The organism is Haloterrigena alkaliphila, from assembly GCF_017352155.2.
GTDB lineage: Archaea > Halobacteriota > Halobacteria > Halobacteriales > Natrialbaceae > Haloterrigena > Haloterrigena alkaliphila.
Genome location: NZ_CP071462.1, coordinates 3724831 through 3750016 on the forward strand (window position 1 = coordinate 3724831; position 25186 = coordinate 3750016).

27 protein-coding genes are annotated in these 25186 nt (G+C 67.1%); 8 read left to right on the plus strand and 19 right to left on the minus strand.

Going from position 1 to position 25186, the window contains the following annotated elements:
* Positions 1 to 333: 333 nt before the first annotated feature.
* The gene (locus tag J0X25_RS37145; protein ID WP_207288892.1) at positions 334 to 1584 is read right to left on the minus strand and encodes an acyl-CoA dehydrogenase family protein; all 1251 of its coding nucleotides are present in this window, start codon (positions 1582 to 1584) and stop codon (positions 334 to 336) included.
* A 154-nt stretch (positions 1585 to 1738) separates the two neighbouring features.
* Between J0X25_RS37145 and J0X25_RS37150 the strand changes: the two genes are divergently transcribed.
* Positions 1739 to 3334, plus strand: coding sequence for a class I adenylate-forming enzyme family protein (locus J0X25_RS37150; protein ID WP_207288893.1), 1596 nt, complete (start codon positions 1739 to 1741; stop codon positions 3332 to 3334).
* 288 nt (positions 3335 to 3622) lie between these two features.
* Here the strand turns inward: J0X25_RS37150 and J0X25_RS37155 are convergent, their stop codons facing one another.
* From J0X25_RS37155 to J0X25_RS37170, 4 genes are read right to left on the minus strand one after another with little or no spacing between them, the layout of a single operon-like run.
* Positions 3623 to 4786: a cytochrome b/b6 domain-containing protein gene (locus J0X25_RS37155; protein ID WP_225896697.1), complete on the minus strand. Its 1164-nt coding sequence runs from the start codon at positions 4784 to 4786 to the stop codon at positions 3623 to 3625.
* A complete protein-coding gene (locus tag J0X25_RS37160; protein ID WP_207288894.1) occupies positions 4783 to 5472 on the minus strand; it encodes a hypothetical protein in 690 nt (229 codons plus the stop codon). The genes J0X25_RS37155 and J0X25_RS37160 overlap by 4 nt, the downstream gene beginning before the upstream one ends.
* Complete coding sequence (locus J0X25_RS37165; protein WP_207288895.1) at positions 5469 to 6149, minus strand: 4Fe-4S dicluster domain-containing protein; 681 nt, start codon at positions 6147 to 6149, stop codon at positions 5469 to 5471. The genes J0X25_RS37160 and J0X25_RS37165 overlap by 4 nt, the downstream gene beginning before the upstream one ends.
* Positions 6146 to 9475 carry a molybdopterin-dependent oxidoreductase gene (locus tag J0X25_RS37170; protein WP_207288896.1) on the minus strand — a complete coding sequence of 1110 codons (3330 nt, stop codon included), beginning with the start codon at positions 9473 to 9475 and terminating at the stop codon, positions 6146 to 6148. Before J0X25_RS37170 ends, J0X25_RS37165 begins: the two co-directional genes overlap by 4 nt.
* A 259-nt stretch (positions 9476 to 9734) precedes the next feature.
* On the opposite strand from J0X25_RS37170, the gene J0X25_RS37175 reads away from it, so the two are divergent.
* Both J0X25_RS37175 and J0X25_RS37180 read left to right on the plus strand, forming a co-directional pair.
* Complete coding sequence (locus J0X25_RS37175) at positions 9735 to 11873, plus strand: hydrogenase iron-sulfur subunit (RefSeq protein WP_207288897.1); 2139 nt, start codon at positions 9735 to 9737, stop codon at positions 11871 to 11873.
* 25 nt (positions 11874 to 11898) lie between these two features.
* The gene (locus tag J0X25_RS37180) at positions 11899 to 12531 is read left to right on the plus strand and encodes a TorD/DmsD family molecular chaperone (protein ID WP_207288898.1); all 633 of its coding nucleotides are present in this window, start codon (positions 11899 to 11901) and stop codon (positions 12529 to 12531) included.
* A gap of 84 nt (positions 12532 to 12615) precedes the next feature.
* Here the strand turns inward: J0X25_RS37180 and J0X25_RS37185 are convergent, their stop codons facing one another.
* Positions 12616 to 12894 (minus strand): hypothetical protein, encoded by a 279-nt coding sequence (locus J0X25_RS37185; RefSeq protein ID WP_226776976.1) that lies wholly within the window; start codon positions 12892 to 12894, stop codon positions 12616 to 12618.
* A 252-nt stretch (positions 12895 to 13146) separates the two neighbouring features.
* Here J0X25_RS37185 and J0X25_RS37190 point away from each other — a divergent pair, with 252 nt between their 5' ends.
* Entirely contained in the window at positions 13147 to 13341 is a 195-nt protein-coding gene (locus J0X25_RS37190; RefSeq protein WP_225896699.1) for a hypothetical protein, read from the plus strand.
* Positions 13342 to 13394: 53 nt separating this feature from the next.
* Here the strand turns inward: J0X25_RS37190 and J0X25_RS37195 are convergent, their stop codons facing one another.
* The 5 genes from J0X25_RS37195 to J0X25_RS37215 all read right to left on the minus strand — a co-directional run bounded on the left by J0X25_RS37195 (position 13395) and on the right by J0X25_RS37215 (position 16976).
* Positions 13395 to 13556, minus strand: coding sequence for a hypothetical protein (locus J0X25_RS37195; protein ID WP_207288900.1), 162 nt, complete (start codon positions 13554 to 13556; stop codon positions 13395 to 13397).
* Positions 13557 to 13645: 89 nt separating this feature from the next.
* The gene (locus J0X25_RS37200; RefSeq protein WP_207288901.1) at positions 13646 to 14005 is read right to left on the minus strand and encodes a hypothetical protein; all 360 of its coding nucleotides are present in this window, start codon (positions 14003 to 14005) and stop codon (positions 13646 to 13648) included.
* Between the two features lies 1 nt (position 14006).
* Entirely contained in the window at positions 14007 to 14264 is a 258-nt protein-coding gene (locus J0X25_RS37205) for a hypothetical protein (protein WP_207288902.1), read from the minus strand.
* Between the two features lie 74 nt (positions 14265 to 14338).
* Entirely contained in the window at positions 14339 to 15124 is a 786-nt protein-coding gene (locus tag J0X25_RS37210) for a DUF7124 domain-containing protein (protein ID WP_207288903.1), read from the minus strand.
* On the minus strand, positions 15117 to 16976 hold the full coding sequence (locus J0X25_RS37215; RefSeq protein WP_207288904.1) for an aldehyde ferredoxin oxidoreductase family protein: 1860 nt from the start codon (positions 16974 to 16976) through the stop codon (positions 15117 to 15119). Before J0X25_RS37215 ends, J0X25_RS37210 begins: the two co-directional genes overlap by 8 nt.
* A gap of 222 nt (positions 16977 to 17198) precedes the next feature.
* Here J0X25_RS37215 and J0X25_RS37220 point away from each other — a divergent pair, with 222 nt between their 5' ends.
* The 4 genes from J0X25_RS37220 (at position 17199) to J0X25_RS37235 (ending at position 20797) form a co-directional block, all read left to right on the plus strand.
* Entirely contained in the window at positions 17199 to 17597 is a 399-nt protein-coding gene (locus J0X25_RS37220) for a hypothetical protein (protein WP_207288905.1), read from the plus strand.
* Positions 17598 to 17685: 88 nt separating this feature from the next.
* Positions 17686 to 18747, plus strand: coding sequence for a zinc-dependent alcohol dehydrogenase family protein (locus J0X25_RS37225; protein ID WP_207288906.1), 1062 nt, complete (start codon positions 17686 to 17688; stop codon positions 18745 to 18747).
* Positions 18748 to 19305: 558 nt separating this feature from the next.
* Positions 19306 to 20343, plus strand: coding sequence for a Gfo/Idh/MocA family protein (locus J0X25_RS37230; RefSeq protein ID WP_425600923.1), 1038 nt, complete (start codon positions 19306 to 19308; stop codon positions 20341 to 20343).
* Positions 20344 to 20581: 238 nt separating this feature from the next.
* Positions 20582 to 20797 (plus strand): hypothetical protein, encoded by a 216-nt coding sequence (locus J0X25_RS37235; RefSeq protein WP_207288907.1) that lies wholly within the window; start codon positions 20582 to 20584, stop codon positions 20795 to 20797.
* A gap of 167 nt (positions 20798 to 20964) precedes the next feature.
* Here the strand turns inward: J0X25_RS37235 and gvpM are convergent, their stop codons facing one another.
* Genes gvpM through gvpF form a run of 8 tightly spaced genes read right to left on the minus strand, consistent with a single transcriptional unit; the run spans position 20965 to position 25184 of the window.
* Positions 20965 to 21303: a gas vesicle protein GvpM gene (gene gvpM, locus J0X25_RS37240; RefSeq protein ID WP_207288908.1), complete on the minus strand. Its 339-nt coding sequence runs from the start codon at positions 21301 to 21303 to the stop codon at positions 20965 to 20967.
* Positions 21300 to 22214, minus strand: coding sequence for a gas vesicle protein GvpL (gene gvpL, locus J0X25_RS37245; RefSeq protein WP_207288909.1), 915 nt, complete (start codon positions 22212 to 22214; stop codon positions 21300 to 21302). The genes gvpM and gvpL overlap by 4 nt, the downstream gene beginning before the upstream one ends.
* Positions 22211 to 22555 carry a gas vesicle protein K gene (locus J0X25_RS37250; protein ID WP_207288910.1) on the minus strand — a complete coding sequence of 115 codons (345 nt, stop codon included), beginning with the start codon at positions 22553 to 22555 and terminating at the stop codon, positions 22211 to 22213. Before J0X25_RS37250 ends, gvpL begins: the two co-directional genes overlap by 4 nt.
* Complete coding sequence (gene gvpJ, locus J0X25_RS37255; protein WP_284145166.1) at positions 22552 to 23142, minus strand: gas vesicle protein GvpJ; 591 nt, start codon at positions 23140 to 23142, stop codon at positions 22552 to 22554. Before gvpJ ends, J0X25_RS37250 begins: the two co-directional genes overlap by 4 nt.
* Complete coding sequence (locus tag J0X25_RS37260; RefSeq protein ID WP_207288912.1) at positions 23123 to 23305, minus strand: hypothetical protein; 183 nt, start codon at positions 23303 to 23305, stop codon at positions 23123 to 23125. Before J0X25_RS37260 ends, gvpJ begins: the two co-directional genes overlap by 20 nt.
* Entirely contained in the window at positions 23298 to 24320 is a 1023-nt protein-coding gene (locus J0X25_RS37265; RefSeq protein ID WP_207288913.1) for a hypothetical protein, read from the minus strand. The genes J0X25_RS37260 and J0X25_RS37265 overlap by 8 nt, the downstream gene beginning before the upstream one ends.
* Positions 24313 to 24930: a DUF7127 family protein gene (locus J0X25_RS37270; RefSeq protein ID WP_207288914.1), complete on the minus strand. Its 618-nt coding sequence runs from the start codon at positions 24928 to 24930 to the stop codon at positions 24313 to 24315. The genes J0X25_RS37265 and J0X25_RS37270 overlap by 8 nt, the downstream gene beginning before the upstream one ends.
* Complete coding sequence (gene gvpF / locus J0X25_RS37275; RefSeq protein ID WP_207288915.1) at positions 24930 to 25184, minus strand: gas vesicle protein GvpF; 255 nt, start codon at positions 25182 to 25184, stop codon at positions 24930 to 24932. The genes J0X25_RS37270 and gvpF overlap by 1 nt, the downstream gene beginning before the upstream one ends.
* Between the last annotated feature and the right edge of the window lie 2 nt (positions 25185 to 25186).

Genomic DNA, 25186 nt, shown 5'->3' on the forward strand with positions numbered 1-25186 from the left:
TGTAGAGATGGTTGTTGAGCGGCGGGACTGACTCGCTCGAGACGGGTTACAAAGAAGCAAGGCGAGTACCTCTTGACTCGAGGCAGTTCGCTCTACCGCTGCTACCGTGGCAACAGGGAGTGGCCACGTCCTCCCCAGCCGATTTCTCCTCACGGACGCAAAGCGTCCGTTCGGATGGTTCGCGGAACCGGAGGTTCCGCGCTAACGCTCCCTCCGGTCGCTCATCCCTCGCGCGGTTTCGTCGTCCGGCCTCACCGTTGCTCGGCCGGACGACAGCACGCGCCACTGTCCGTCGGTAATTGGGCTCGAAAAACGGTACTGCGATGTCGTTCGTTACTCGTCGAGTTCGTCGATGCGCAGCTCCTCGTCGAACTGCAGCGTGTTCTCGATCTCGGCCTCGTCGACGTCCTCGAAGGCCCAGCGGGCGATCGAGCGGCGGTGGACCTCGTCGGCGCCGTCGACGATGCGGAACGCGCGGACGTTCTCGTAGAAGTGCGCGATCGGGATGTCCTTGCCGATCCCGTTGCCGCCACAACACTGCAGCGCGAGGTCGATGGTGTCGTTGGTGACGTTCGCGGTGAACATCTTCGACATCGCGACCTCGATACGAGCGTCGCTGCGGTCGAGTTCGCGCGCGGCGTGCCGAACCATCGTTCGCGCGGCGTGCAGGCGGGTTTCGGCGTCGGCGATGCGGTGGCGCAGCGCTTGCTTGTCCTCGAGTTTCGTGCCGAAGGCCTCCCGCTCCTGAAGGTAGGCCTTCGCGATGTCGAGCGAGCGCTCGGCCATTCCCGAGTAGCGCATGCAGTGGGTGAGTCGGCCGCCGCCGAGTCGCATCTGAGCGATACGGAACCCTTCGCCTTCCTCACCGATCGTGTTCTCGACGGGGACGCGGACGTTCTCGAACTTCACCTCGGCGTGGCCGCCTTCGCGTTCGGTGATGCCGTGGCCGCCGAGGTGTGGGATGTTTCGCTGGACTTCGACGCCGTCGGCGTCGCGTGGCACCATGATGATCGACGTGCCCTCGTAGGGATGGGCGTCGAGGTCGGTTCGGACCATCGCCAGGTAGTAGTCGGCACCGAGCCCGTCGGAGGTCCACCACTTGTGGGCGTTGATGACCCACTCGTCGCCGTCCTTGACGGCGGTGCTCTGGAGCATCTTCGGGTCGGAGCCGGCACCGACCTTGGGCTCGGTCATCGCGAACGCCGTCTGAATGTCCCCCTGAACGAGCGGACGGAGCCACTCTTCTTTCTGCGTTTCCGTACCGACCATCTCGAGGGTGTGCATGTTCCCCTCCTGGGGCGCGTTGGCTCGGATCGCGAGCGCGCCGATCAACGACCGGCCGACCTGTTCGAACGACGGGAGCATGTCGCTGAAGTCCAGTCCCTGGCCGCCGTACTCCTCGGGGACCTGCGGCGCGAACAGGTCCCGATCCTTGGCCATCTCCCACATCTCGTGGATCTCGTCCATCGTGATCTGCTCACCCGTGGCGAGCGCCTCGCGCTCGCGCGGGATGACGACCTCGTCCATGAATTGCTCTACGCGCCCTGCGACCTCCTTCGATTTCTCGGAGTCGTGGTACTCCATACCGGGGAATAGACGTACAACATTGTAAATGTACAACAAACCGGCCAGCTACAACGTTGTGAAAGAAAGACCGAACGTCGACCGACCTCCCTGCCGGCCGCGAGCCAGGTCAGCCCGGGGTACCTTTTAGTAGTGTGTCGTGATATCGTGGGCCATGAACCTGGACGACGTCAGCTTCGACGCTAGAGAGGGGAATGTAGCGCGATTGCACGACGAGACCGCGCGCCACCACGGCGATGCGACGGCGATCGAGTACCACGGGACCACGCTGACCCACGACGACCTCCGAGAGGAGAGCGCCCGATTCGCCGGCGGCCTCGCGGACCTCGGGCTCGAGCCCGGCGAGGTACTGCTCCAGTACCTGCCGAACTGTCCGCCCTACCTGATCGGCTCGCTCGGCGCGTTCAAGGCCGGCGTCGCCGTTTCGCCGGTCAACCCGCAGTATCGACGCCGGGAACTCGCTTACCAACTCGAGGACACCGGCGCGACCGCCGTCCTCACCCACGAGGCGCTGGTCCCGTTCCTCCGGGAGGCCCTCGAGGACGTCGATCGGGAGCCGGTCGTGATCGTCGTCGAGAGCGGCGACGGAGAGGAAGCCGAGGGCGCGGACGCGCACGCCTTCGCCGACGTCCGCGGGGAGGAGCGCTTCGTCGAGCGGGCCGACGACGACGTCGCCCTGCTGCCGTACACGTCGGGGACGACGGGGAAACCGAAGGGTGTCCAGCTAACTCACCGGAACTTCCGCGCGCAGATGTTCTCGATACTCTCCCAGCCCAGCGACATCGCGGACGAGGACGTTCGGAGCCTCGTCTGGCTGCCGCTGTACCACATTACCGGGTTCACCCACACCGCGTGGCAGCCCCTGGTCCGTGGCGGCAGCGTCTTCCTCCGGAGCGCGGCCAACTGGGACGCCGACGCCGCGATGGAGCTGATCGAACGCGAGGGGATCACCCACTACGTCGGCGTCACCGCGATGTACGTCGACATGGTCAACAGCGAGAACTTCGGCGACTACGACCTGACGAGCCTCGAGTCGGCCGGCGAGGGCGGCGCGAAGATGTCCGTCGCGGTCCAGGAGGAGTTCGAGGACGTAGCGGGCGTCGAGATGGCCGAGGGGTACGGGCTCACCGAGACCAACGGCGCGACCCACTCCCAGTCGAACTCGACCTTCGGCCTCCGCCACGGGACGATCGGCCAGCCGACCCGCCTGACCGACTGCAAGATCGTCGACGACAGCGGCGACGAGGTCCCGCCGGGCGAGGAGGGCGAACTCCTCGTGCGCGGGCCGCAGGTGATGTCGGGCTACCACGAGATGCCCGAAGCGACCGAGCGAGCGTTCACCGAGCACGGCTACTTCCGAACGGGGGACATCGCGCGCCGGGACGCGGACAACTACTACGAGATCGTCGACCGGAAGAAGCACATGATCAACACCGCCGGCTACAACGTCTACCCCAGCGAACTCGAGGAACTCCTCTCGGAACACGAGGCCGTCGCCGAGGGCGCCGTCGTCGGGATTCCCGACGAGCGGCGCAACGAAGTACCGAAGGCGTTCGTCGTCACCGCGCCGGGCGTCGAACCGGGCGTCGATGTGACGAGCGAGGGGATCAAGGAGTACTTCCTCGACCGCGTCGCCGCCTACAAACACCCCCGCGAGGTCGAGTTCATCGACGAACTGCCCCGGACGACCAGCGGGAAGATCCAGAAGTACAGACTCGAGGAGCGCGAGTCCGATGAGCCCGGCGAGTGAGTATCAGCTTCAAGAGATGATACAGAGTATATCAACTGACGTATGGGTACGATGACTGCTCGTCCACCCGTACACCGGTCGGATAGCTAGGCGTTCTAAGGGCGTATCAGGTCATCTCGGAGTAGATGTGACTCTCGAGTTGAGGTCCGGTCGGGTCCGGTCGACAAGCCGGTGTCGAGTCCGGAGAGAGCGACGGCAACCGGCGGATAGCGTGCGACGCGGTGGTAACTATCGATTCCGTCGTCGACACTCCGTCACTCCGACTCAGGTGGTAGTGTTTGATATCCATTATTCACGTGAGTCCGTCAGGAATCGACAGCCCGAACTACCCGGTCGACCGACTGTCCGCAGTCGGCCCGCAATAACGTCGCCGCAGTCGGCCCGTAATAACGCCGCCGCAGTCGGCCGGGTGTGGCGGTCTACAGCAGGAAGCCGCCCACCATCGCCAGGATGAAGACGGCGGCGACGACGGCCAGCGCGTCGTACCGGTGGTCCCGCTCGTCGGTGACGTCCGGCGTGGCGAAGACGACGCCGAGCAGGCCGCCCACGGCGACCAGGAGCACCGCCACGGCGTAGATCGTGTACAGGAGGTCCGCCATACGGTAGCATACGAAGCGAATTCACGTAAACCCCCGGCGGAGCCGTCGGATTTCCGACCGACTCGAGGCTGGCCATCATCATGCTGACGATGCCGACGACGACCAGCACGCCCATCACGTTCGTCGTCCACCGCCACGAGCGCTTGCGTCGGAGGCGTTCGATCCCGGTCGTCTCGTAGTCGTCGGAGTCGCCGTGGAAGCCCGGCGTCCGATCCTTCGGCAGAAACGCCTTCATTTCGACGGGGTAGAACGCCGGGTGGAAGCCGTGCTCGAAGGTGTGGAACATCACGCCCATCAGCATGATGACCCCGAGCAGGCCGTGGAAGGCGACGAAGGCCATCACGACCGTCTGGGAGTTATAGAAGTCGATCAGCCAGGTCTTGCGCCAGATGAGCAGCCCCGAAATCATCAGCAGGAGCAACTCGACGGTGAAGATCCAGATGACGCCCTTGCCGATGTAGGAGATCAGCGGCACCTCGTCGGCCTTGTAACCCCCGAACTGGCGGGCCGCGGGGTGGCGCTCGTCGGCCCGACCCAGCGCGAACTTGACGTCCTGCACGAACGCCTTTACGTCGGCGACGGCCGGCAAGACGCCGCGGAAGTTGGACCGGCTACTCGAGCGAAGCAGCATGTACGGTACCCAGAAGCCGGTCAGCGCGATCAGCGCGAAGCCGGCCAGTCGGTGGATCGAGAGCACGCCACGATTGCCGCCCATCAACTCGACGAGCCACCACAGCTCCGTGTTGAAGGCGATGGCGTACCCCGTAAAGAACAGGACGAACACCGTCAGCGCCAGCAGCGAGTGGAACATCGTGGTGGCCCGCGAGAACTTGCCGTGATCGAGGTTCGTCACGGGCGATCACCGCCGTCGGCGGCAGTTGTATCGTCGGTCGTCTCGCGACTCGAGTCTCCGTCACCAGTCGATTCGGGTGCGCCACCATCGGTCGCCGCGGCGCTCTCCGGCGCTCGAGTCGAACCCGCGGGCGGCCGCATTCGCGCTCCCAGTCGCCGGAACGCCGCCCAGTGGATGAACACCATCAGGAGGATGAAGATCCCCATGACGACGTCCGCGAAGTGGACGATCGCGATCGCGGCCTCGAGGATCGGCCGTGTGTTGCCGACGAGCCAGTCGGCGCCGACGCCGCCGCCGTCGACGGTCGGCCGAACCCGCAGGACGTTCTCGAAGAAGGGGGCGCGTCCCGTGACGAGCGCGACGGCGCCGACCGCCAGGGCGAGGCCGAACAGCGCGCTGAGCCAGAAGGCGATGCGGTCCGAACGGCCGCCGCTCCCGTCGTCGTCGCCGTCGCCGTGACCGCCGTCACTGGTCCCCCCGCTGGCGGCCCGTCCGGAGGCGGATCCCCTCAGTCGTTCGTCGGACGATACCCCGGCCCGTGCGTCGCGGCTCCGGGCGGCGTCGCGTTCGGTTCGGTCGACCGCGTCGGTCGTCCGCTCGCGGTCCCGCGCGGCCCGGACGTCGTCGTCCTCGTGGTCGAGGGCGTGCTCGTAGCCGTCGCCGTCGGATGGTCGGTCGTCGCTCATGATTCCTCGAAGAATTGGGCGTCCTCGGCCCCGAAGATGATCTTCATGGCCTCCTGGTTGAAGAACGGCTGGCTGCCGCGTCGCTCGAGTTCGTCGGCGATCTCGCCGGCGCCGCCGACGAGGATGGCGTCGGTCGCGCACTCCTCGGCGCAGGCCGGACCCTTCTGGACCTCCTGGCGCTCGCGACAGCCGGTGCACTTGTCCATGATGCCTCCGGTACCGACGATCCGGGCCGCGCCGTCGTCGCTGTCCGGGAACTGCGGCGCGCCGAACGGACAGCCAGACAGGCAGTACTGACAGCCGACACAGAGGTCGTCGTGGACCGTCACGAAGCCGTCGTCCTCCTTCTGGAGGGCGTTCGTCGGACAGACCGAGACGCAGGGCGCGTTCTCGCAGTGGTAACACTGCATCGGCAGGCTGGTCTCGCCGGGGTTCTCGCCCGCGGCCAGTCGCTCGGTCTTGTCGGCGTTCTCGCCTTGCGGACCGGCGACGCCCTCGGCCATGGTCGTGATGTCGATGCGCTGGTTGTCGATCTCCCGGTCCCAGGTGCGTTTACAGGCGACGACGCAGCCGCCGCAGTCGATACAGGCCTCGACGTCGGGGAAGATTCGCATCCCCTCGCCGGTGCTCATGACGCCCTCGCCCATCACCTGGCCGGACGGTCCTTCCTGTGTCATAGTATCTCACCGCCTTCTTCCATGTCCCACTCGCGGACGTCGTAGCGCTTCTGTCGGCCGAGACCGTTCTCTTCCTGGGGGTAGTCGATGAACTCCATGTCGAGGTCGTCGACGACCTGCTGGGTCGCCTTCTGGACGTGGACGACGCCCGACTTCGTCTCCTGCATCTGGGTCTCGGCGTCGAACCCGCTGGGCGTGATGATGTTCGCGCTCTCGCCGATCGCCAGCGGCTCCGTTCCCTCCGGCCAGCTCTCGGCCTGGTTCTGGCCGTGGAAGACTCCGCCCCAGTGGTAAGGGAGGAAGACCTCCTCGTCGTTGACGCGGTTGGTCACGTTGGCCTTCACGAGGATCGATCCCTTGTCGGCGGAGGTGACGACGACGTGGTCCTCGCCGCCGACGACGTCGAGTTCCTCGGCCAGACTCGGGCTGATCTCCGCGTACATGTGGGGCTGGCGGTCGGCGGTGTACTTGTTGTTCCGCGTCTCGGCGCCGCCGCCCTGGTGTTCCACCTGTCGACCGGAGGTCATGATGACGGTCCGGCCGCTCTCGGCGTCGCTGCCCAGTTCCGTGTGGACCGCCTCGGTCGCCTGCTGCTGGACGCTGGCGTTGTTCTGGTCGAGTCGCCAGAAGTTGGTCTGCTCGCCGTTGGCCGGCCACTCCTCGACCAGATCCGGTCGGGGGCTCTCGACGGGCTCTCGGTGAACCGGCACCGTGTCGATGAAGTTCCAGACGACCCCCCGCGCCTTGCCGCGCCCCGTCGGCGGATCCGGCTGTTCGGAGTCGTACTCCTCGAACTCCGCGGGGTCGACGTCCACGTCGTCGTACTGCTCGTCGACCGCCTGCGCCGCCTCGTACACCGACACGTCCTCGTCGAGGGCGGCCCGAACTGGCAGCGTCTGGCTCGAGGCCTCCGCGGGGTCGTCGGGCAGGATGGTCGCGTAGGCGGGATACGACGGAACGCCCTCGATCTCCCCGTCGTCGTACCACGGCGCCTCGAACGACTCGGCGATCAGGTCCAGCCCGTCCGCCCCCTGCTGGTCGACGGTCTCCTGCAGGGGGTACTCCTTATCGAGGTCCATCTCCGACCACTCCTCGGGCGTCGGAGCCTGCTGTCCCCAGTTCACGCGGAAGTCGTGGCCCCCGTCGCGGGGGTCGGACTCCTGTGTCCAGATGATCGGCGAGCCGGGGTGATCGTCGCCCCAGTAGGGCCAGGGGAGCGACCAGTAGTCGCCGTCGACGGGCGTCCCGGTGTTCTCCGCGCGCAGGTCCTCGGTGCTGAACGCCCAGTCGTACTCGACGTGCTGCTGGAGTTTCTCGGGGGATTGCTGGTAGCCGATCGAGCGCACGCCGAGGTTGATCTCTCGGAGCGTCTCCTCGTATGAGCTTCGGCCGTTGTGTTGCTCCGGTCCGCTTCCCCAGTCGAAGTGCTCGCCGAAGCCCATGTACTGGGCCAGTTCCTGCATGATCTGGAGGTCCGGCTTGGAGTTGTGGGCCGGCGTCGCGGCGGCCTCGCTCCACTGGACCGACCGGTGCGAATTCGTGACCGACCGCACGTGCTCGTACTGGCTCGAGGCCGGCAGCAGGAGGACGTCCGCGTCGTCGGGCAGCGTCCCGGCGACCGCGGGGAAGACGTCGACGACGACCAGCAGGTCCAGCGCCTCCATCGCCCGCTTCATCTTGTCCATCTCGCTGATGGAGTTGGCCGAGTGGCCCCAGAAGAAGGCCATCTTCAGCGGGTTCGGCTGGTAGAGGTTCGAGTCGAGCAGTCGCTCCTCCTGCCCCAGTGCGGCCTCGTACCAGCGGGCGACGGTCAGCCCGCGCTGGAACATCATCGACTGAGGATCCGCGTCCTCGATCGGGGCGTCCTCCTGGAGGCCCTCGTCCTCGCTGCCTTCGCTATCACTATCGCCGCCGCCACCCCCTTCGCCGTCCGACGATTCTCCTTCGTCCTCCGACTCGGATTCTCCTTCCTCGACCGAGGCGGGAACGTCGAGGCCCGCCCACATCTCGTTGGGCATCCGCTCGAAGTTTCGGTAGAGGTCTTCGAAGGAGATGCTCCCGCTGGTCCAGGGACTCCGGGTCCAAACTTCCGACCAGTGTTCCCACGAGCCGGGCGCGTCGACGCCGTAGTAGCCCGGCAGGATGCTCGCGTCGACGCCGAGATCCGTCGCGCCCTGCACGTTGGCGTGACCGCGCATGACCTGCAGGCCGCCGCCGGATCGGGCCGCGCTCCCGGTCGCGAGGCTGAACAGCGCGTACGCGCGGATGTTCTGCGTCCCGTTGTTGTGCTGGGTGCCGCCCATCGCCCACTCGACCTGGATCTGGGGCGCGTTCTCGACGATCATATCGCCGATCTCCTCGAGGTCTCCCTGATCGATCCAGGTGATGTCGGCGACGGTCTCGAGGTCGTACTGGTCGAGTTCGGTCTCGACGTCGGGCCACCCCATCACGCGGTCCTCGAGGAACTCCTCGGCGAGCCCGTCCTGCTCTCGGACGTAGTTGAGCAGGCCGAAGATCAGCGCGACGTCCGTCCCCGGGCGCAACCGATAGAAGTAGTCGGCGTGGGCCGACGTTTTCGTGTACCTGGGGTCGATGGAGACGATCGTGCCGCCTCGGGCCTGCCCCTCGAGGATGTGTTGCATCGCGATCGGGTGGGACTCGGCGGGGTTCTGCCCGAGGATGATCAACAGGTCGAAGTTGCGGTAGTCGTTGATCGTGTTCGTCATCGCGCCGAACCCCCAGGTGTTGGCCAGTCCCGTGACGGTCGGCGAGTGGCAGATCCGCGCCTGGTGGTCGACGTTGTTCGTCCCCATGAACGCCGCGAGCTTCCGGATGGCGTAGGCCGCCTCGTTCGAGTGGTGAGCGCTGCCGAGCAGCATCACGCTCTCGCGACTGTACTCCTCGACGGTCTCCTGCCACGTCTCGGCGATCTCCCGATAGGCCTCGTCCCAGGTGACTCGGCGCCACTCGCCGTCTTCCTTCCGCATCGGGTGTTTCAGCCGCTTGGGCGAGTGCTCGGTCTCGAGGATGCCCGCCCCCTTCGAGCAAAGCGCGCCGTTGTTGATCGGGTTCTCGAACCACGGCTCCTGGGCGACGAACGAGTTGCCGTCCTTGACCGCCTTGAACCCGCAGCCGACGGCACAGTAGTTACAGATCACCTTCGCGGTGTCCTCCCCCTCGGGGACGCCGTCGTCCTGATCCTCCTGGGTGCCGAGGACGTGGCCCGTCACGCCGCCCCCGAGAAAGATTCCGCCGGCGAGCGCGCTCGCCTTCACGAACGAGCGCCGGTCGAGATCGATCGTAACCGGTTCGTCCGCCGCGCTCATGGCATCACGTCCGTTTCCGCGGCCCGCGCACCTTCCCGCCGTTCCGGCAGTGTGCTACGTACACCCATACCTATCGCCTTCCCCGGTATCCACCATCAATATTTGCCCGAGTAATCTTCGAGGAATTTACGCTCTGACTAGGTTATTAGGCTATTACCTGCACAGTGTCGGAATATGATCCGTTTATCTCGAACGAACGCCATAAGTTAGAGATTAACAGGCGCAATATTCTTATCGTGCCACGGGATACCACGACGGGATGAGAGTCGGGAGTTTCGTCTGTTCCTGCGCCGACACGTGCGAGGTCGACCTCGAGGGGGCTCGGGAGGGGATCGAGGGCGTCGACGTCGCGGCGAGTTCGCGGCTGCTCTGCGAGGACGGCCTGCCGGCGATGGAGCACGTGATCGAGGAGTACGACCTCGACGAGTTGATCGTCACCTGTCCCGAGTCGCGGGTCCAGCGAAAACTCGAGCGCGTCGCCGAGCAGCAGGGGGTCCACCCGGACGCGGTCTCGTTCGTCGACCAGCGCGAGGGCGCGGGCTGGGTCCACGACGAGGCCGGCGCGACGGCCAAGACCGCCCGCATGGTCAACGCCCGGCAGGCCGGCCTCGAGGCCGAGTCACCCTCGAGGACGCTCACGCGCGAAGCCGGCGAGCGCGTCGCTGTCGTCGCCGACCCCGACACCGCCGCGGCGCTGGCCGACGACGCCGACGTCACCCTGATCGCCGACGGGGACGAATACGTCGACAGCGCGGCGGATCTCGACCACGTGACGATCGAGCGCGGACGCGTCGCCGGCGTCGACGGCCGGTTCGGGGAGTTCGAGGTCCGCCTCGAGTCCCGCGTCACCGAAGAGTGCATCTCCTGCATGAAATGCGTCCACGAAGGCCCGGACGAGCAGGTCACGCGCTACCCGGTCGATATCGACCCCGACGCTCCCGACGGTGCGTGGACGGACGTCTGTCCCACCGACGCCATCGAGATGGACGGCGTCGAACGGGAACTCGAGTTCGATCAGATCGTCTACCCCGCGGCGACCCGGCGAACGCGGGGCGGTCGCGTCGGCTTCTACACCGCGCCGATCGACGCGGCGACGATTTCGGCCGTCCGGAAACATCTCGGCGGGATCGAGAAGCCCGCCCACCTCGACCTCGAGATGGAGGTCTGCGCGGCCGGCGACTCGAGCCAGCCGGGCTGCAACGAGTGCGTCGAGGTCTGTCCCCACGACGCGGTCGAGCGCTCGCGGATCGACGCGGTCGCGTTCCACGAGGAAGCCTGTCAGAACTGCGGCGCCTGCACCAGCGCCTGTCCGACGGGCGCGACGATGCTGCGCGAGCCGTCGAACGAGCGCATCGCCCGCGAGGTCGAGGCGCTCCTTCGGCCGACCGGCGAGGAGGGCGGCTGGCTCCTGAACCGGTCGGGGTCGGACGTCGACGCCCCCATCGTCGCCTTCGTCTGCTCGGAGGAGGCCGACGACGCGCTGGCGGAGTACGGCCGACTGGCCGCCGCGGGCAAGGCCGACGTCGAGTACCCGCCGATCCTCCCCGTGCGCGTGAACTGTACCGACACCGTGGGCGAGGCCCACGGGATGCACGCGCTGGCCTCCGGCGCCGACGGCGTCGCGATCGTCGGCTGCGGCGGCGACTGCCTGCACTCGGGGCCGGAACCGAAAGCCGACCTCGTCGACCGACTCAACCGGGCCAGCCGCGACCTCGAGCTCGGCGAGCGGTTCGCGTTCTTCGCGCCCGACGCCGACGAACCGGGCGCGTTCGTGGAAGCGATCTCGACGTTCGCGGTCGAACTCGAGCCCTCGCCGGTTCCGGCGGGCGAGCACGAGGCCACCGGCGAAACCGATGCTGACCGCGAGAACCCGGCCTTCGACAGCCACGGCTGGACGCTCGAGAGCGTCCGCGCGATCCTCGAGCACGTCGACCCCGAGCGCGAGGTCATCAGGGGGCTGACGGACTTCGGTCGGATGGAAGTGGGGGACGGCTGTACGCTGACGCCCACGTGCTCCACCCTCTGTCCGACCGACGCGATCCGGCGCGACGAGGAGACGGCGACGCTCGAGTTCAACCACGAGCGCTGCGTCAACTGCGGGACCTGCGAGGAGGGCTGCATCGAGGACGTCATCACGATGCGCGAGGGACTCGACCGCTCGCTGCTGCCCGAGAACCGCGGCGATGCGGACGACCCCGCCTGGATCGCGGTCCACGACGGCGAGATGCGCGAGTGCAACAACTGCGGGAAACCCTTCACGAGCGAGGGCTCCGCGCGGAAGATCCAGTCGGCGGTCGGCGACGTCGTTGCGGACCTCGCGCCGGGCGCGCGCGGAAGCGTCTTCGACTACTGCGGCGACTGCCGCGCACAACTGCTCTACGACCGTGGAAACGGATGATACCGACCCGAAACAGGAATCCACCATGAGTCTGAACCAACAGGCGCTATACGAAGCGCGACTCGAGCTCGTGAACTTCCTGATCGACGCGTTCGCGGACGTGCCGAGCGAGGCGTTCGTCGAGACGATTTGCTCCGACGAGGTGACGCTCCCGGAGGGGAGCGTCGGCGACGACCTCGATCGGGGGTTTTCCGACCTCGAGGCGTTCATCGAGGCCAATAGGGGCCGCGGCACGGCTCCCGTTCAGGACGACCTCGAGGGCGAGTTCACCCGGCTGTTCGTCGGGCCGCGACCGTCGATCCTCCCTCACGAGACCTACTACCGCGAGGGCACGGACTTCCGCGGAGCGGGACTGGCGACGGTCGAGGCCAGTTACGGCGCGGCCGGCTGGTCCCCGCCCGAGGACTACCCGGAGGAGAACGACTACATCGCGGTCGAACTCGCCTTCCTCCGCTCCCTGATCCGCCAGCAGCGGGCCGGCCACGAGGAGGCCGTCGGCTACCAGCGCGTCTTTCACGAGGAACACCTCTCGGCGTGGATTCCGGCCTTCGCGGCCGACGTCCGCGAGACGACCGACGAGCGGTTCTACGAGGCCGTCGCCTCGATCCTCGAGGGCTACGTCGCCTTCGAGGAGGAGATCGCGATGGGGATGGCCTGATCGACGGGACGGCCCGGTTCCGCGCGACGCTCCGATCCCCCGGCTTCGTCACGTCGACGTCGCGAACGAACCCTGAGACCGCTCTCAGGAACTTCCCTCGATCTCGCCGGCCTCGAAGGTCGCGCCGTTGACGGCGACGAACGCGACCGCCAGCACCACGGCGAGGGCGGCGAAGGCCAGCGAGAGCCTGCGTCGGCCACCGGGTGTGACATCCAGACGGTCTCCGATCCGCTCGCTGAAGAACAGGCCCGAGAGGAGCAGGGAAACTCCAATTGCGGCGATCCAGCCGCCGCCCAGTACCGACGACGGGACGATCAGGGGACCGTAGCCCAGCACCAGTGCACCGATGACTACGGTGACCACGGCCACGATACCGACCGAACCGCTCGACGTACCGAATTCGTTGAATTAATATCTATTTTGTGTATTTCGGACGAGATAATCCTTGTGTGACCGCTGCTACGCCGTGTCCCGACGCTTCGCCGTCCGGGATCGCGTTTGCCGGCCCGGGTGATGTCGGCGTTCGAGACGGGTCGCGGGATTGGACTCTTCAGGTTCGCTATCACCAACTATGTGGGTGATAGAACTAAGCACAGTTCTCGCGTGGCTATCGCCATGCGTCGCATTCTCAATACCCGAACGAACACCGCACACAAGCCCCGCGACGACGGAAGTCATCGAACGACGGCGTGTGGATCGCTCGTGACCGCGACCCACGACCGGACGCGGGTCGTCTCCGGCGAAGAGGTCCGCACGTCCGCCGCCATCGACCGCTGCGGAAGCTGTTTCGAGGACGTCACCGGCTACTGACGGTCGACTCACCGAATCCACAGCGGTCGAGGCCGCGTGTCGAAACGCACGGCTCAGTCGTCTTCGTCCCGGAACCCCTCGAGGACGGCGTCGCTGAACTCGATCTCGCCGTCGATTTCGCCGTCGTTGATCCGGTGTGGCCCCTCGTGGTCCCACACCTCTCTGCCCCGCTTGCGCGCGAGCGTCGGCTTCGGACGCCAGTCGGTGTGCGTCATAGCTAGCTGTCCACGAGTCACACGCTTATAGCTTTGCGGCGGTTCGCGTATACGTCGGCCGCGATCGGCGGGGATGACGCCCTCGCAGGTCACCAGGGCCGCGGATCGTCCGGGTCCGCGCCCCCCGTCTCCTCGCCTTCGAGAAACACCCGCGCGAACAGGTCGACGTGCATCGCGAGGACGTCCGCGGGCTCGAGCCCGTACGCGTCGGCCTGCCGGTCGAGAAACGCCTCGAGGTCGTCGCTCGGCTGGTGGTGGATCTCGCCGTCCTCGACCGCGAACTCGACCTCGGTCGCGTCGGCGACGAGGTGTTCGATCTCGAGCAAGGCCTGTTCGGCCTTGCTCTCGAGGGCGTCGTTTTCGTCCATCAGTCGGCTGTCGCCCCACTCGATCGCAGCCTCGCGGAACCGGTCGCTGACGGGGACGGTGAGTCGGTCGTCACCGCTCATCTCACTCGGGCGGCCACTCTTCCGGTGCGGGGTCCGGTTCGCCGAGCGCGCCGAACGAGGCGATCAACAGTCCGAGGAAGGCGGCGATGACGAGCAACCCCATCAGCCCGCCGAGGCCGTGCTGGCCGACCCAGTTGCCGCCGGCGATCGATCCCATCTGATCGACGATCCGCGCCCCGATCACCACGCTCCAGCCGATGGCGAACAGGAGCCCCGCCGTCACGAGCGGATTGTGTTCGATCGCGGTCCGAATACCCATGCGACCGATGACCACACCGGCGGTAAAAATTCCCCGGCTCACCGGTACTCGAGCGGGACCGTCATCGGTACTGACTACTCCGACGCGGCGTCGTCCTCGAGTGGCCACTCCGCCTTCGCAGCGGCGGTCTCGAGCGGGACGAACTCCCAGTCGGCCGCCTCGGCGATCGGTTCGTCCTCGCCCTCGAGACCGACGACGACCATCCGCTCGGCGTAAAACATCGAGTTCTGATCGATCTCGGCGAGCCGTTCGCCGGGTCCGGTTCCGGTCCCGTTGAAGAAGTCGACGTCGATCCCCCGATCCCGCTGGAACTTCTGGACGACGTAGGCGGGCACGTCGCCGACGATGCCGACCCAGTCGCTCCACTCGGACGCGCTCGCGAAAACCGCCGCCGGGTGCTCGAGGCGGTGCAGGGCGCCGTAGGTGATCGCCATCGTCATCTCGTCCGCGCCACCGCCGTGAGGACCAGACGCCGGTTCGGCACCGTCCGCCGCGGTCGACCCGCCCGACGGTTTCGTTCCCATCGGTCGCATCGATTCGGTATCGTTTCCGTTTCCGCTCGCATCCGCCGTCGAATTCGCCGTGCCGCTCGAGGCGTCAATCCCCGACCCGTTCCCTTCAGTCGGAATCCCGACGGGAGTGCTCTCGCCGGTCGTCGGGACGTGGGGCGCCGGAGCGCGGTCGGGACCGTCCTCGATCGTATCGGCGGCGCCGCCCGTCGCCGGCGACGGCGAATCGAACTCGTCCGCCGGCTCGGCCGACTCGTCGTCGCGCCACAGCCAGTCGCCGCGGTTTCCCGCCTCCTCCGTCTCCGCGTCCGCGCCGGTCTCGAGGTCGTCCAGATCGATCCGATCAGTCATCGTCGCTCACCTCCGGGGACGGTTCGGACTCGGCTCTCGCCCCAGTACCACCGGTCTCCGGGATCGGCGTGGAGTCGTCGACTACCTCGCGGAGATCGAGTCGTCGAACCGTCTCCAGGGTCGGCCGCCCCTCCTCGTTCCAGCCACGGTAGCGGTAATAGCGCTCGAGCAGGGCGTCGAACCGCTCGGGATCGAGGCCGTCGCCGTTCGCGTTGCCACCGTCGCCGGCCGCACCGCTCCCACCGTCCGCGTCGCCACGGGACTCGAGCAGGGCGTCGGGCAGCGCGTCGTCCTCGCGGGAAAAGCCCTCTCGGACGTTGAACAGCCGCACGAGCGTCCAGATCCGCTCGCCGACGGTCGCGAGGTCGGTGCGGTCGACCTCGCGGCCGACCGCCGCGAGCCACTCGGCGCCGAGGTCATGGGAGAGGGCGTCCTCGAGGAAGTCGTCGGCGATCAGGCTCCAGAGGACCGCTCGGCGGTTCTGCTCGCCGGCCACGGCGGCGACGCGAGCGCGGTCGTCGGGCCACGCCCGGCCGACCGCTTCGGACTCGACGGGTCTGGCCCGTCGGTGACAGGCGCCCCGATCGCTGGTCGCGTAGGCCAGCGCCATCGTCTCCGCGCCGCGGGGATCGTACGACGAGTAGTCCATCCCCTTGACCGTCGGGACGAGGTCCTCGCCGCCGAATTCGGCGGCCGCGGCGTCGATCCCGTCGGCCAGCGCGTCGCCCAGCGGAGTCTTTCTGGACGCGATTTCGCGGATCACGTCGTTCGCGGCGTCTTCGTCGCCGAAGGAGAGGTCGCGCTCGAGCAGGTCCGCCTGACTGGCGCGGACGGCCCAGGCGACCGCGTTCCCCGCGCTGATGACGTCGACCCCGAGGCGATCGCAGACCGCGCCCAGCGTCGCGACGGCGTCGAAATCGTCGATCGCGAGCCCGGCCCCGAGGACGATCGGCGTGGCCCCCCGCGGGACGCTCTCGCCCGCCCCGGTCTCGACCCGAAACCCGCCAGGGACCGCGTCGTCGGGACGTTCTCTTCCGCTGGCGCGCTCGCGGACCGCCTCGATGCCGAGGTCGTCGGCGCCGTCGAATCGGCTATGTTGCCAGCCCCGCGTCGGAAGCACGCCGACCGCGTTCGCGACGTCGATCGTCTCGAGCGTCCCGCTGGCCGACTGCCACCGCCCGTCCTCGCTCTCGGCGAAGCGGCGTTCGTAGCGCTCCCGGAGATCCTCGAGTCCCGTCGGCGCCTCGCCGCGCGCGACGACGGCCTTCAGGTTCTTCGAGCCCATCACGGCGCCGGCGCCGCCCCGCCCGGCGTGGTGGTCCCCGCCGTCGGCGGCGATGGTGGCGTACTGGACCTCGTGCTCCCCGGCGGGGCCGATGCAAGCGACGCCGGCGTCGGGAAAGGCCGCGCAGGTCTCCGCGGCGTCGGTACCGCGGAGGTCGTCTGCGGGTTCGATCGTCGCCTCGCCGTCCGCGACCGAGAGGACGACGGGTTCGTCGGCTTGGCCCGTGACGAGAACGGCGAGGTGGTCCTCGAGCGATCCCGCCAGCCGACCGGCGAACTCGCCGCCGCTGTAGGAGTCGAGAAAGGTCCCCGTCAGCGGCGACTTCGTGATCGCCGCGTACCGGGGCTCGCCCGGGGTCAGCCCCGACACCGGACCGACGACGAACGCCAGCACGTTCTCGGGCGAGAGCGGGTCGGTTCCCGGCTCGAGGTCCGCGTAGAGGTACCGCGCGCCGAGTCCCTTCCCCCCGATGTAGCGCTCGAGCCACGTCTCCGGGACCGGCTCGCTGGAGACGGTCCGGTCGGAGAGGTCGACCCTGAGAACGCGGCTCGGATACTCCCGTGCCATCGGATAGCTCGTACGGCGCGAACCTCCTTTAACCGTTGCTTTGACCGATGAAATCGACCAAAAATATACGCTATAGAACACACTTTTCCTTGCTGAATATTCCGGTAGTGAGACGACTCTCGGCGAATGAATTTTAGTTCGTATCGAGAAAATATCAAATTTAGAGAGAACGCCACGATCGCCTGCGAAATCCCCTTGCGGAGCGATCACGAACCACACGGTATGCGGATGGAACTCCGTGTCTGCAAACACTGCTACGAGGGGACGCACGGCGACGAGGGGAAGACGGCGATCACGCGCGACATGGTCGCGTGCGCGGAGCGGGTCCGCGAGTACAAGGACTTGATCGGGCTCGATTCCCTCTACATCGCGAAAGTCGAGGAGGGTGACGTCGGCGGCGCGGAGGCGCTCCCGGCCACCGTCGCTCACATCGAGGGCGATCAGGTGACCCTCGCGGACACGCAACTCGTGATGGAAGACGGGGACGGGAACCTGCTGGTCTACCCTGAACCGGAAGACGTCCTCGAGGTCCTGACGCGAAACATCGATCAGATCAGCGAACAGACCCGTCAGGACGTGACGGTGGAATTATCAGTGGAAAGCGCCGAACTACTCAGCTGAACGCGCGATAAACGGCTAGTCCGTTTCCGATTCCAAACTATGGCAATACCTCATAAACTTTTGTACCATCCTACAGAACTACGATCACATGCGAGCAGCCGTAATCGATGAACACGGGGAACCGCTCGAGATCGAAGACGTCGCGTATCCGGAGCCGGAGCCGGATCAGGTGATCGTCGAGACGGAGGCGTGCGGGGTCTGTCGCAGCGACTGGCACGCCTGGCAGGGGGACTGGAGTTGGATCGGGGCGGGCGTCCCCGAAGGCCAGATTCTCGGCCACGAACCCGCCGGCGTCGTCTCCGAGGTCGGATCCGAGGTCGAGACGCTCGAGGAGGGCGACCGGGTCGCCGTCCCGTTCCACCTCGGCGACGGGACCTGTCCCCACTGCCGCGAGGGACGGGCTAACAACTGCGAGACGGTAATTCCGCTCGGACTCTCCGAGTTCTCCCAGGGCGCGTTCGCGGAGGCCTTCCCGGTTCGGGAAGCGGACTTCAACTGCGTCAAACTCCCCGAGGACGTCGAGTACGACGAGATGGCCGGCCTCGGCTGCCGGTTCATGACGGCCTACCACGCGCTGGCCGACCGCGCGAATCTCCGCCCCGGCGACTGGGTCGCCGTCCACGGCTGCGGCGGCGTCGGGCTCTCCGCGATCCACATCGCGAACGCGCTGGGCGCCCACCCGATCGCGATCGACCTCGTGGACGACAAACTCGAGCGCGCCGAGGAACTCGGCGCTCGCGCGACGGTCAACGTCACCGAAGTCGACAGCGCGGCCCGGGAGGTCCAGTCGATCACCGACGGCGGCGCCGACGTCTCTATCGACGCGTTGGGCGTCGCCGAGACCTGTAAAAACTCGGTCAACAGCCTCGGCACGCGGGGGAGCCACGTACAGGTCGGCCTGACGACCGGCGAGGAGGAGGGCCAGATCGAACTGCCAGTCGACATCATGACGATGCAGGAGATCGACTTCCACGGCTCCTTCGGCATGCCGCTGGTCCGCTACGAGGAACTGTTCAAGCTGATCGCGCAGGGCACGCTCGAGCCGAGCAAGATCATCGGCGAGCGACTCTCGCTCGACGACCTGCCGGAGACGCTGGCCTCGATGGACGACTACGAGACGGTCGGCATCCCCGTCATTACCGAGTTCTGAGCGGCGACGCGAGACGCCCGCGCCGCACGATCACAATTTTTCGCCGATCGACACGGGTACTGGTCGAACGCAACTGGCCGTTCACTCCCGACCGGACGATAGCCGCGGCTCGTCGGTGAGTCGGTTGGTGAAGCCGGGCGGGGGCGGGAACCCGCCCTGGCGTGAGAGACATGAGCTAACTCGAAGCGGGGGCGAGTCCACTTCCGAGCATCCGGGCACGAACGCACGCAATCGGCTGGTCAGCGCGTCGCAGTGAGTCGAGCGTGTACCCGGCGGGGTCGTTCTCCCCGCATCCGAGTCGATGGCGTTTCCACCCATTGTTATGCAGGCACTTGGCTGATGGTAGTCGACGCGAACCCGTTACAGGCACTGAATAACGTGCTGACAGTCTCCGACTAGAGCGCAGTTACGTCGACGTTCGAACCGCGAACCGGTGGCCCAGTGACTCGAGGGGCGAGGGTGGGTCGGCCACCGGGAGGGTGCGTTGACCGACGGGAACGAGTCGGAACCCGCAGAACCCAGAACGGATACGTGCTTGCCTGCGACGCCCGCAGAGGCATGGTTCTGGAACGAGCGTTCGAAACTATGCGCCACGACGCCTCGGAACGCCCGATTCGCATCGGCATCGTCGGACTGGGATACATCGGGACGACCGTCGGCGGACAGTTTCACCGGCACGCGGACGCGACCGTGCGGGCGCTCTGCGACCTCGATACGGACCGACTCGAGGAGACGGGTGCCGAGTTCGAGGTCCCGGAGGATCGGCGGTACACCGACTACGCGGCGATGCTCGAGGCCGAACCGATCGACGCCGTCCTGATCGGAACGCCACACACGCTCCACTACGAGCAGGTCGTCGCTGCTCTCGAGGCCGGCTGTCACGTCTACTGCGACAAGCCGCTGACGACGGACCTCGAACGCGCACGAGACCTCGCCGACCGGGCCGAACGCGGTTCGGAGACGCTGATGGTCGGCTACCAGCGACACCTCCAGACGGCGTTTCAAACGGCCAGAGCGCGTTTTACCGAGCAGTCCCCGAACTGGCTGACGGCATCGATCACGCAGGGCTGGATCGACGACTCGCGGGGGACCTGGCGGCTCGATCCGGACCTCTCCGGCGGCGGCTTCCTCTACGACACCGGCAGCCACGTCCTCGACGGCGTCCTCTGGACGACCGGCCTCGAGCCGGAATCGGTCGCCGCGAGCATGGAGTTTCACGACGACGACGAGCGGATCGATCGGCGGGCCCACCTCGACGTCCGGTTCGAGAACGGCGCGACCGGCACGTTCTCGTTCAACGGCGACGCCCCCTCGGTCCGCGAGCACCTGCATCTCTGGGACGACGACGGCGCCGTCTACCTCGAGGGGCGCCAGTGGGGCCCGCGGACGATCACCGAAATCGACGACGACGCCGGCGAATACGATCCCTACATCGACGTCCGAACAGAGCAGTCGCGGGCCGACGCGTTCCTCGAGAGCGTTCGGACGGGGAGCGAACCGCCGGCGACCGCTCGCGACGCGCTCCGGGTGACGGCGCTGACGGAAGCGGCCTACGAGGCGGCCCGTACCGGCGACCGAATCGCGGTGTCGGAGTGATGCCCCCTCGAGTCGGCCGTCGGCCGCGTCACTGACGCGCCTTCGCGCCGATCGTCCGCGTCGCTATCGGCCAGTATGTACAGATTACTCCGGCGAACGGTGCTGTTATTCGAGCCGCGGTCACGTCACTCGACGCTTCGCTCGCTGGCCGGTCAGACCGCGGTAAGAGCCGCATAGGCCGGCCGCACTTTCGGTTACAAGCCGGATAACTACAACCGGTCGCGGCTTTCGATCGGGTATGATCACCTGCAGTAACTGCGAGACCGCCCAATTCCTGCAGATCACCCAGAGCCGCGTCTACTTCGAGGACGGCGAGATGATCAACGAGATCTCCGAGACCTACGAGTGCACGCTCTGCGGGGCGACGGGCCAGTACGTCTACGACGAAGACCGCGACACGGAGACCGTTACCGGCGACGTCGAACTCACGACGGAACGACCGGAGTACGCCTGACAGCCGGCGACCGTCGCTTCCGGTCGCATCGTCGGTCGCCCTCCACGTTCTCCGTTCCGTTCTCGATCTCCTCGTCTCGTCCTCGATCCGACGACGCGCTCCGACTCGGCCCCGCTCGATTCGAGGCGCCGATAGTGAGTCCGTAGCCACCGCTTTTGCGGTTCGGCTCACTCCTCGTTGTCGTCTCGGTCCTCGTCGTCCTCCTGCGCCAACGCACCGTCGTGACTGGTCCCGACCGTGATCCGCTCGAGTTCGTCGGGCGGTTCGCTCCGATCCCGCTGGTGCTGGCGACGGCTCAGCGCCGATCGTCGGCGTTCGACATCCCACTCCTCGAAGAGGCCGTACTCGGTCATCGTCTCCATCCCGGCGATGGCCGCGGTGAGTTTGATCCCGACCAGCGGGATGTCCGCGACCGAGACGATCACGTCCGCCCGGAGGACGGCGCCGTCCCTGAGCAGGACGTCGAGCACGTCGACGAGCGTCTCCTCGTCCTTTCGCGGTCTCATGCGTTGGGTGGGGTGTCGGTCGATTCGTCGCCGCCCAGTTCCGGCGCGAACGTGTACGGCGGCCAGGGGCCCGTGAACCTGACCTCGAAGCCGTCGTTCGCGGCCACGTCGTCGAGGATCGACCCGATCGCCCCCTCGTCGTCCTCGTGGGCGAGCAGCGTCAGCCGACACAGGGTTTCGCCGTCGTCTTCGTCCGCTCCCTCGCCGGCGACCTCGTCGGAGAGCGACGCGGACGGCGACCGCTCGAGGGTGTGAACCTCGCGCGCGACGTCCGCGAGTCGTTCCTGCAGATCGGCGGTGATCGACTCGCGGCGGGACGCACGCAGTTCTTTCAGGCGCTGGTCGAACTTCTTCTCGAGCAGGAACGCCGCCCCCTCGCTCGAGTCGTCGATCTGTTGGGCGAGATCCTGCAATCGCTCGTCCTGTTCGATCAGCGCGTCGTCGTCGATCGGATCGATCTCGACGACCTCGACGCGGTACTCCCAGTGGCCCGCCAGCCCCGAGAGCGCGCGCTCGAGCGTGTCGCGCTCCTCGCGGAGCCACTCGCGGACGCGCGCGTCGTCGCCCCGGAGGATCGTGTCGAACTGGAACGGGATCGGCGTGCCGAAGGCCTCGCCGGCCTCGTCGACGACCGTCTGGTGGCGGACCAGCCAACGACGAACCTGCGCGAGGTCCGCCGAGTCGTAGATCCCGTCGGTTTCGTGGACGACCGCGCCGATGCCGTCGTCGACGACGATCGAAATCGGCTCGCCGTCGACGCCGGTCGTCTCGAGGGTCGCACCCTCCTCGGCCCGGACGATACAGTAGAGGTACCGCCCGTCGTCGAAGTCGGGCAGCGCCTCGTCGACGGCGTCCTCGACGTCGAGGTCCTCGAGGGTTTCGACCCGTTCACCCGCGCCGTCGGAACTCACTCGTCCTCACCTCCGAAGACGGAGTAGCCGGGTTTGTTGATGGCGGTGGGTTCGCCGTGGAGCTGTTCGATCGCGTCGTTGACCAGCCCGTCGAGTTCGCCCCGGAGGTCGTCGACGCCCTCCTCGATCCCCTCGTCTTCCTTGAGCGCCTCGATCTCCTCCTCGATCGTCGCGAGCTGGCGGCCGAGCCGATCGATCTCCTCGTCCGCGAGGTTCCCCGACTCCATGCGACGGACCGCCTCGCGCTCGAGGGCGTCCATCAGGATCTCCACGACGGTGACGACGAGGGTGACTAACCCCTGTCGCGCGTCTTCGCCGTCGCCGACGTCGATCTGGGTCACGACTCGCCCTCCGTGTTCGTCGCCTCTGCTTTCTCGGCGTCGTCGTCAGCGTCGCCGTCGTCCGCCTCGTCACCCCCTTCGTCGGCGGATTCCGCCTCCTCTTTTTCACCTGTGTCGTCGCTGAGCAGGTCGAAGCCGCCGCTCGTGGGCCGGTCCGGATCCGGCCGCGCCCCGAGGTGGGACGCGCCGCGGTCGGGCATCTCGTCGCTCCCCTCGTCGCTCGAGTCTCCGTCGCCATCTCCCTCGCTCCCGTCGGCGTCTTCGTACTGCTCGTCGGGCGTAACGTTGACGCCGCTCGTGGGATCGATCACCGGGTTCGGCCGGTCGGTCTCGGCGATCGACGGGTCGTCGACCGCCGCCGCGACGCGTCGCATGTCGGTCCCCTCGGGGAATTCGAGGCCGTACTTCGCCGCGGTCTCGAAGGAGGCGATGGCGGCCCGGACCTGCACGCCGAGCAGTTGGGTGTCGCCGATCGAGACGGCGATGTCGGCGTTGATGACGATCCCCTTGTCGAGCAGCATCTCGACGACCTCGGCGAGGTCGGCCTTCTGGCGGCTCGGCTGGAAGTCATCGACCACGGCGCTCACCTCCGTCGTCGGCCGCACCCGTCGCGACCTCGTCCGTCCGCTTCGAACCGCTCCCGTCGGTCGCCGCCGACGCGGTCACAGCCGTCGGCGTGGACACGGTCGCCAGCCCGACGGCCGTCAGTACCTCGAGTCGCCGTCGAATCGAATTCGGTAACTCAATCATTGGGTTCGCTCCGTTCGTTCTCGTTCCGCTGCTGTTTCTCGCTGTCGTTTCCGCTCTGTCGCTGTTTCCCGCGTTCGTTTCCGCTCCGTTGCTGTTTCCCGCGGTCGTCCTCCTTCCGTCGCTGTTTCTCGCGTTCGATCTCGAACCGGCGGCCGTAGATCCGTTTCCGGGTCGGCGCCGTCGAGAGCTTCACGCTCTGGGGGACCGTCGAGTACTTGGCGCCGCCCCCCAGATCGCGGCGTTCGGTCGGAATGGTCGCCGCCGCGGTCGGGTTCCGCGAGTTCGTGCTGGTGTCCTGGCGGCGCATCTTCTCCCGGTTGAACTCGTAGAGTTGCTCGAACTTCTCGTGGGTCTCGAGCAGCGCCGACCGGAAGGCGTCGATCCCCTTCATCGCCTGCTCCTGAATGGCGATCTGGTAGGCCTCCGGGTCCTCCGCGACGTTGATGTCACCCAGCGCCTGCTTCGCGTCGCCCGCGCCCATCTCGATCAAGTCGTCGTCGTCGCCGCCGATCAGGCCGCCGTCGTCGTCGTCCCCGTTGGCGATGTCCGAGATCGCGTCTTCGACCATGCCGGCGTCCTCGCCGTCCCCGAGGGCGTCCATCGCGTCGTCGAGTTCTCGTTTCTCCCGCCAGAGACCGGCCAGATCCGCGGCGTCCCAGGCGTTCAGCAGGTTGATCGCCCGGAAGAGCTGCGTGAAATTCACGAGGTCGCTCGCCCCCTGCTCGTCGTCGGCGAGCACCTCGGGAATGTCCCCGAGCTCGATCGCCTCGAGGAGTTCGTCCCCGTCGACGGCTTCTGGAAGTTCGCTGAGGTCGATCGCCTCGAGCAGGTCTTCGGTCTCGCGCACGACTCTCGCGAGCGTCTCGACGTCGCCGAGGACGGACTCGAGGGTGCTGTCGTCGAGGTCGTCGACGTTTTCGACGCCGCCGAGGCACTCGTCGAGGTTCGCGAGGCAGTCTTCGGCGTCGTCGAGGAGGGCGTCGAAGCTCTCGTCGTCGGTCGTCTCGTCACTCATCGTTGTCCTCCGTCTCCGCCGACGATTCCCCTGCCGGCTCCCCGCTCGAGGACGGCTCGATCAGGACGGTGAGCACGCCGTTCTTGATCGTCGCGTCGGCCGTTCGATCGGGCCACGGCACCTCGATCCGCTCGAGTTCGCGGCCGTCCACGGCGACGACGAGCGTCGCGCCGTCGAAGCCGACGGTGACGTCGTCCGGATCGGCGCCGGCGACGTCGGCGGTGACCAGCAGTTCGTCCTCGGCCTCCCGCGTCGTCACGTGGTGGTCGCTCGACGGCATCGCGGACTCCGAGGAGCCGGACGATTCCGACCTGTACCGTCGCGTCCGCGGGCGATTCCAGTCTCGGTCGGCCTCCCGATCGGGATCGACCCGGCCGTCATCGGGGCTGGCACGTGGCGCTCGATCGGATCGCATCCGGTCGTCGAGCGCGTCGCCCGAGCGGATCGAGACGTCGTAGTCGACGACCGTTCGATCGCCGCGGCGCTGGCCGGACGTCGACGCCTCGTCGAGCCACTCGAGGGCCGACAGCAGGCTCGAGAGCCAGTGGCCCTGGTCGTCGGTCGATTCGTCGCGTCGGTCGTCCTCTGGTGTGCGGTCGTCTCGTGACATCAACGTTTCACCTCTACGCGGCCGCTCGTGAGTCGCTCGTGGACGTCGCGGGCGACCTCGAGTTCCTCCTCGAGTTCGTCCTTGCGACGCCGGTACTCCTCCTCGGAGCGTTCGCCGAGTTCGTACAGCAGTTGGTTCTCCTTGAGGTCGTCCTCGATCGCCTCGAGGTCGTACATCTCGCTCAGCGCCATCGTGTGCAGCGTGTCCACGATGCCGACGAACGGACGGATCAGGAGGTCGTCGAGGATGAACATGG

Coding starts and splice junctions, on each gene's coding strand:
- J0X25_RS37220 (WP_207288905.1), top strand. CDS start 17,199: ATGCGGATGGAACTCCGTGTCTGCAAACACTGCTACGAGGGGACGCAC.
- gvpM (WP_207288908.1), bottom strand. CDS start 21,303: ATGAGACCGCGAAAGGACGAGGAGACGCTCGTCGACGTGCTCGACGTC.
- gvpF (WP_207288915.1), bottom strand. CDS start 25,184: ATGTTCATCCTCGACGACCTCCTGATCCGTCCGTTCGTCGGCATCGTG.
- J0X25_RS37215 (WP_207288904.1), bottom strand. CDS start 16,976: ATGGCACGGGAGTATCCGAGCCGCGTTCTCAGGGTCGACCTCTCCGAC.
- J0X25_RS37150 (WP_207288893.1), top strand. CDS start 1,739: ATGAACCTGGACGACGTCAGCTTCGACGCTAGAGAGGGGAATGTAGCG.
- J0X25_RS37145 (WP_207288892.1), bottom strand. CDS start 1,584: ATGGAGTACCACGACTCCGAGAAATCGAAGGAGGTCGCAGGGCGCGTA.
- J0X25_RS37160 (WP_207288894.1), bottom strand. CDS start 5,472: ATGAGCGACGACCGACCATCCGACGGCGACGGCTACGAGCACGCCCTC.
- J0X25_RS37270 (WP_207288914.1), bottom strand. CDS start 24,930: ATGTCACGAGACGACCGCACACCAGAGGACGACCGACGCGACGAATCG.
- J0X25_RS37260 (WP_207288912.1), bottom strand. CDS start 23,305: ATGATTGAGTTACCGAATTCGATTCGACGGCGACTCGAGGTACTGACG.
- J0X25_RS37165 (WP_207288895.1), bottom strand. CDS start 6,149: ATGACACAGGAAGGACCGTCCGGCCAGGTGATGGGCGAGGGCGTCATG.
- J0X25_RS37205 (WP_207288902.1), bottom strand. CDS start 14,264: ATGGGTATTCGGACCGCGATCGAACACAATCCGCTCGTGACGGCGGGG.
- J0X25_RS37175 (WP_207288897.1), top strand. CDS start 9,735: ATGAGAGTCGGGAGTTTCGTCTGTTCCTGCGCCGACACGTGCGAGGTC.
- J0X25_RS37200 (WP_207288901.1), bottom strand. CDS start 14,005: ATGAGCGGTGACGACCGACTCACCGTCCCCGTCAGCGACCGGTTCCGC.
- J0X25_RS37190 (WP_225896699.1), top strand. CDS start 13,147: ATGCGTCGCATTCTCAATACCCGAACGAACACCGCACACAAGCCCCGC.
- J0X25_RS37210 (WP_207288903.1), bottom strand. CDS start 15,124: ATGACTGATCGGATCGATCTGGACGACCTCGAGACCGGCGCGGACGCG.
- J0X25_RS37230 (WP_425600923.1), top strand. CDS start 19,306: ATGGTTCTGGAACGAGCGTTCGAAACTATGCGCCACGACGCCTCGGAA.
- J0X25_RS37225 (WP_207288906.1), top strand. CDS start 17,686: ATGCGAGCAGCCGTAATCGATGAACACGGGGAACCGCTCGAGATCGAA.
- J0X25_RS37265 (WP_207288913.1), bottom strand. CDS start 24,320: ATGAGTGACGAGACGACCGACGACGAGAGCTTCGACGCCCTCCTCGAC.
- J0X25_RS37180 (WP_207288898.1), top strand. CDS start 11,899: ATGAGTCTGAACCAACAGGCGCTATACGAAGCGCGACTCGAGCTCGTG.
- J0X25_RS37170 (WP_207288896.1), bottom strand. CDS start 9,475: ATGAGCGCGGCGGACGAACCGGTTACGATCGATCTCGACCGGCGCTCG.
- J0X25_RS37235 (WP_207288907.1), top strand. CDS start 20,582: ATGATCACCTGCAGTAACTGCGAGACCGCCCAATTCCTGCAGATCACC.
- J0X25_RS37195 (WP_207288900.1), bottom strand. CDS start 13,556: ATGACGCACACCGACTGGCGTCCGAAGCCGACGCTCGCGCGCAAGCGG.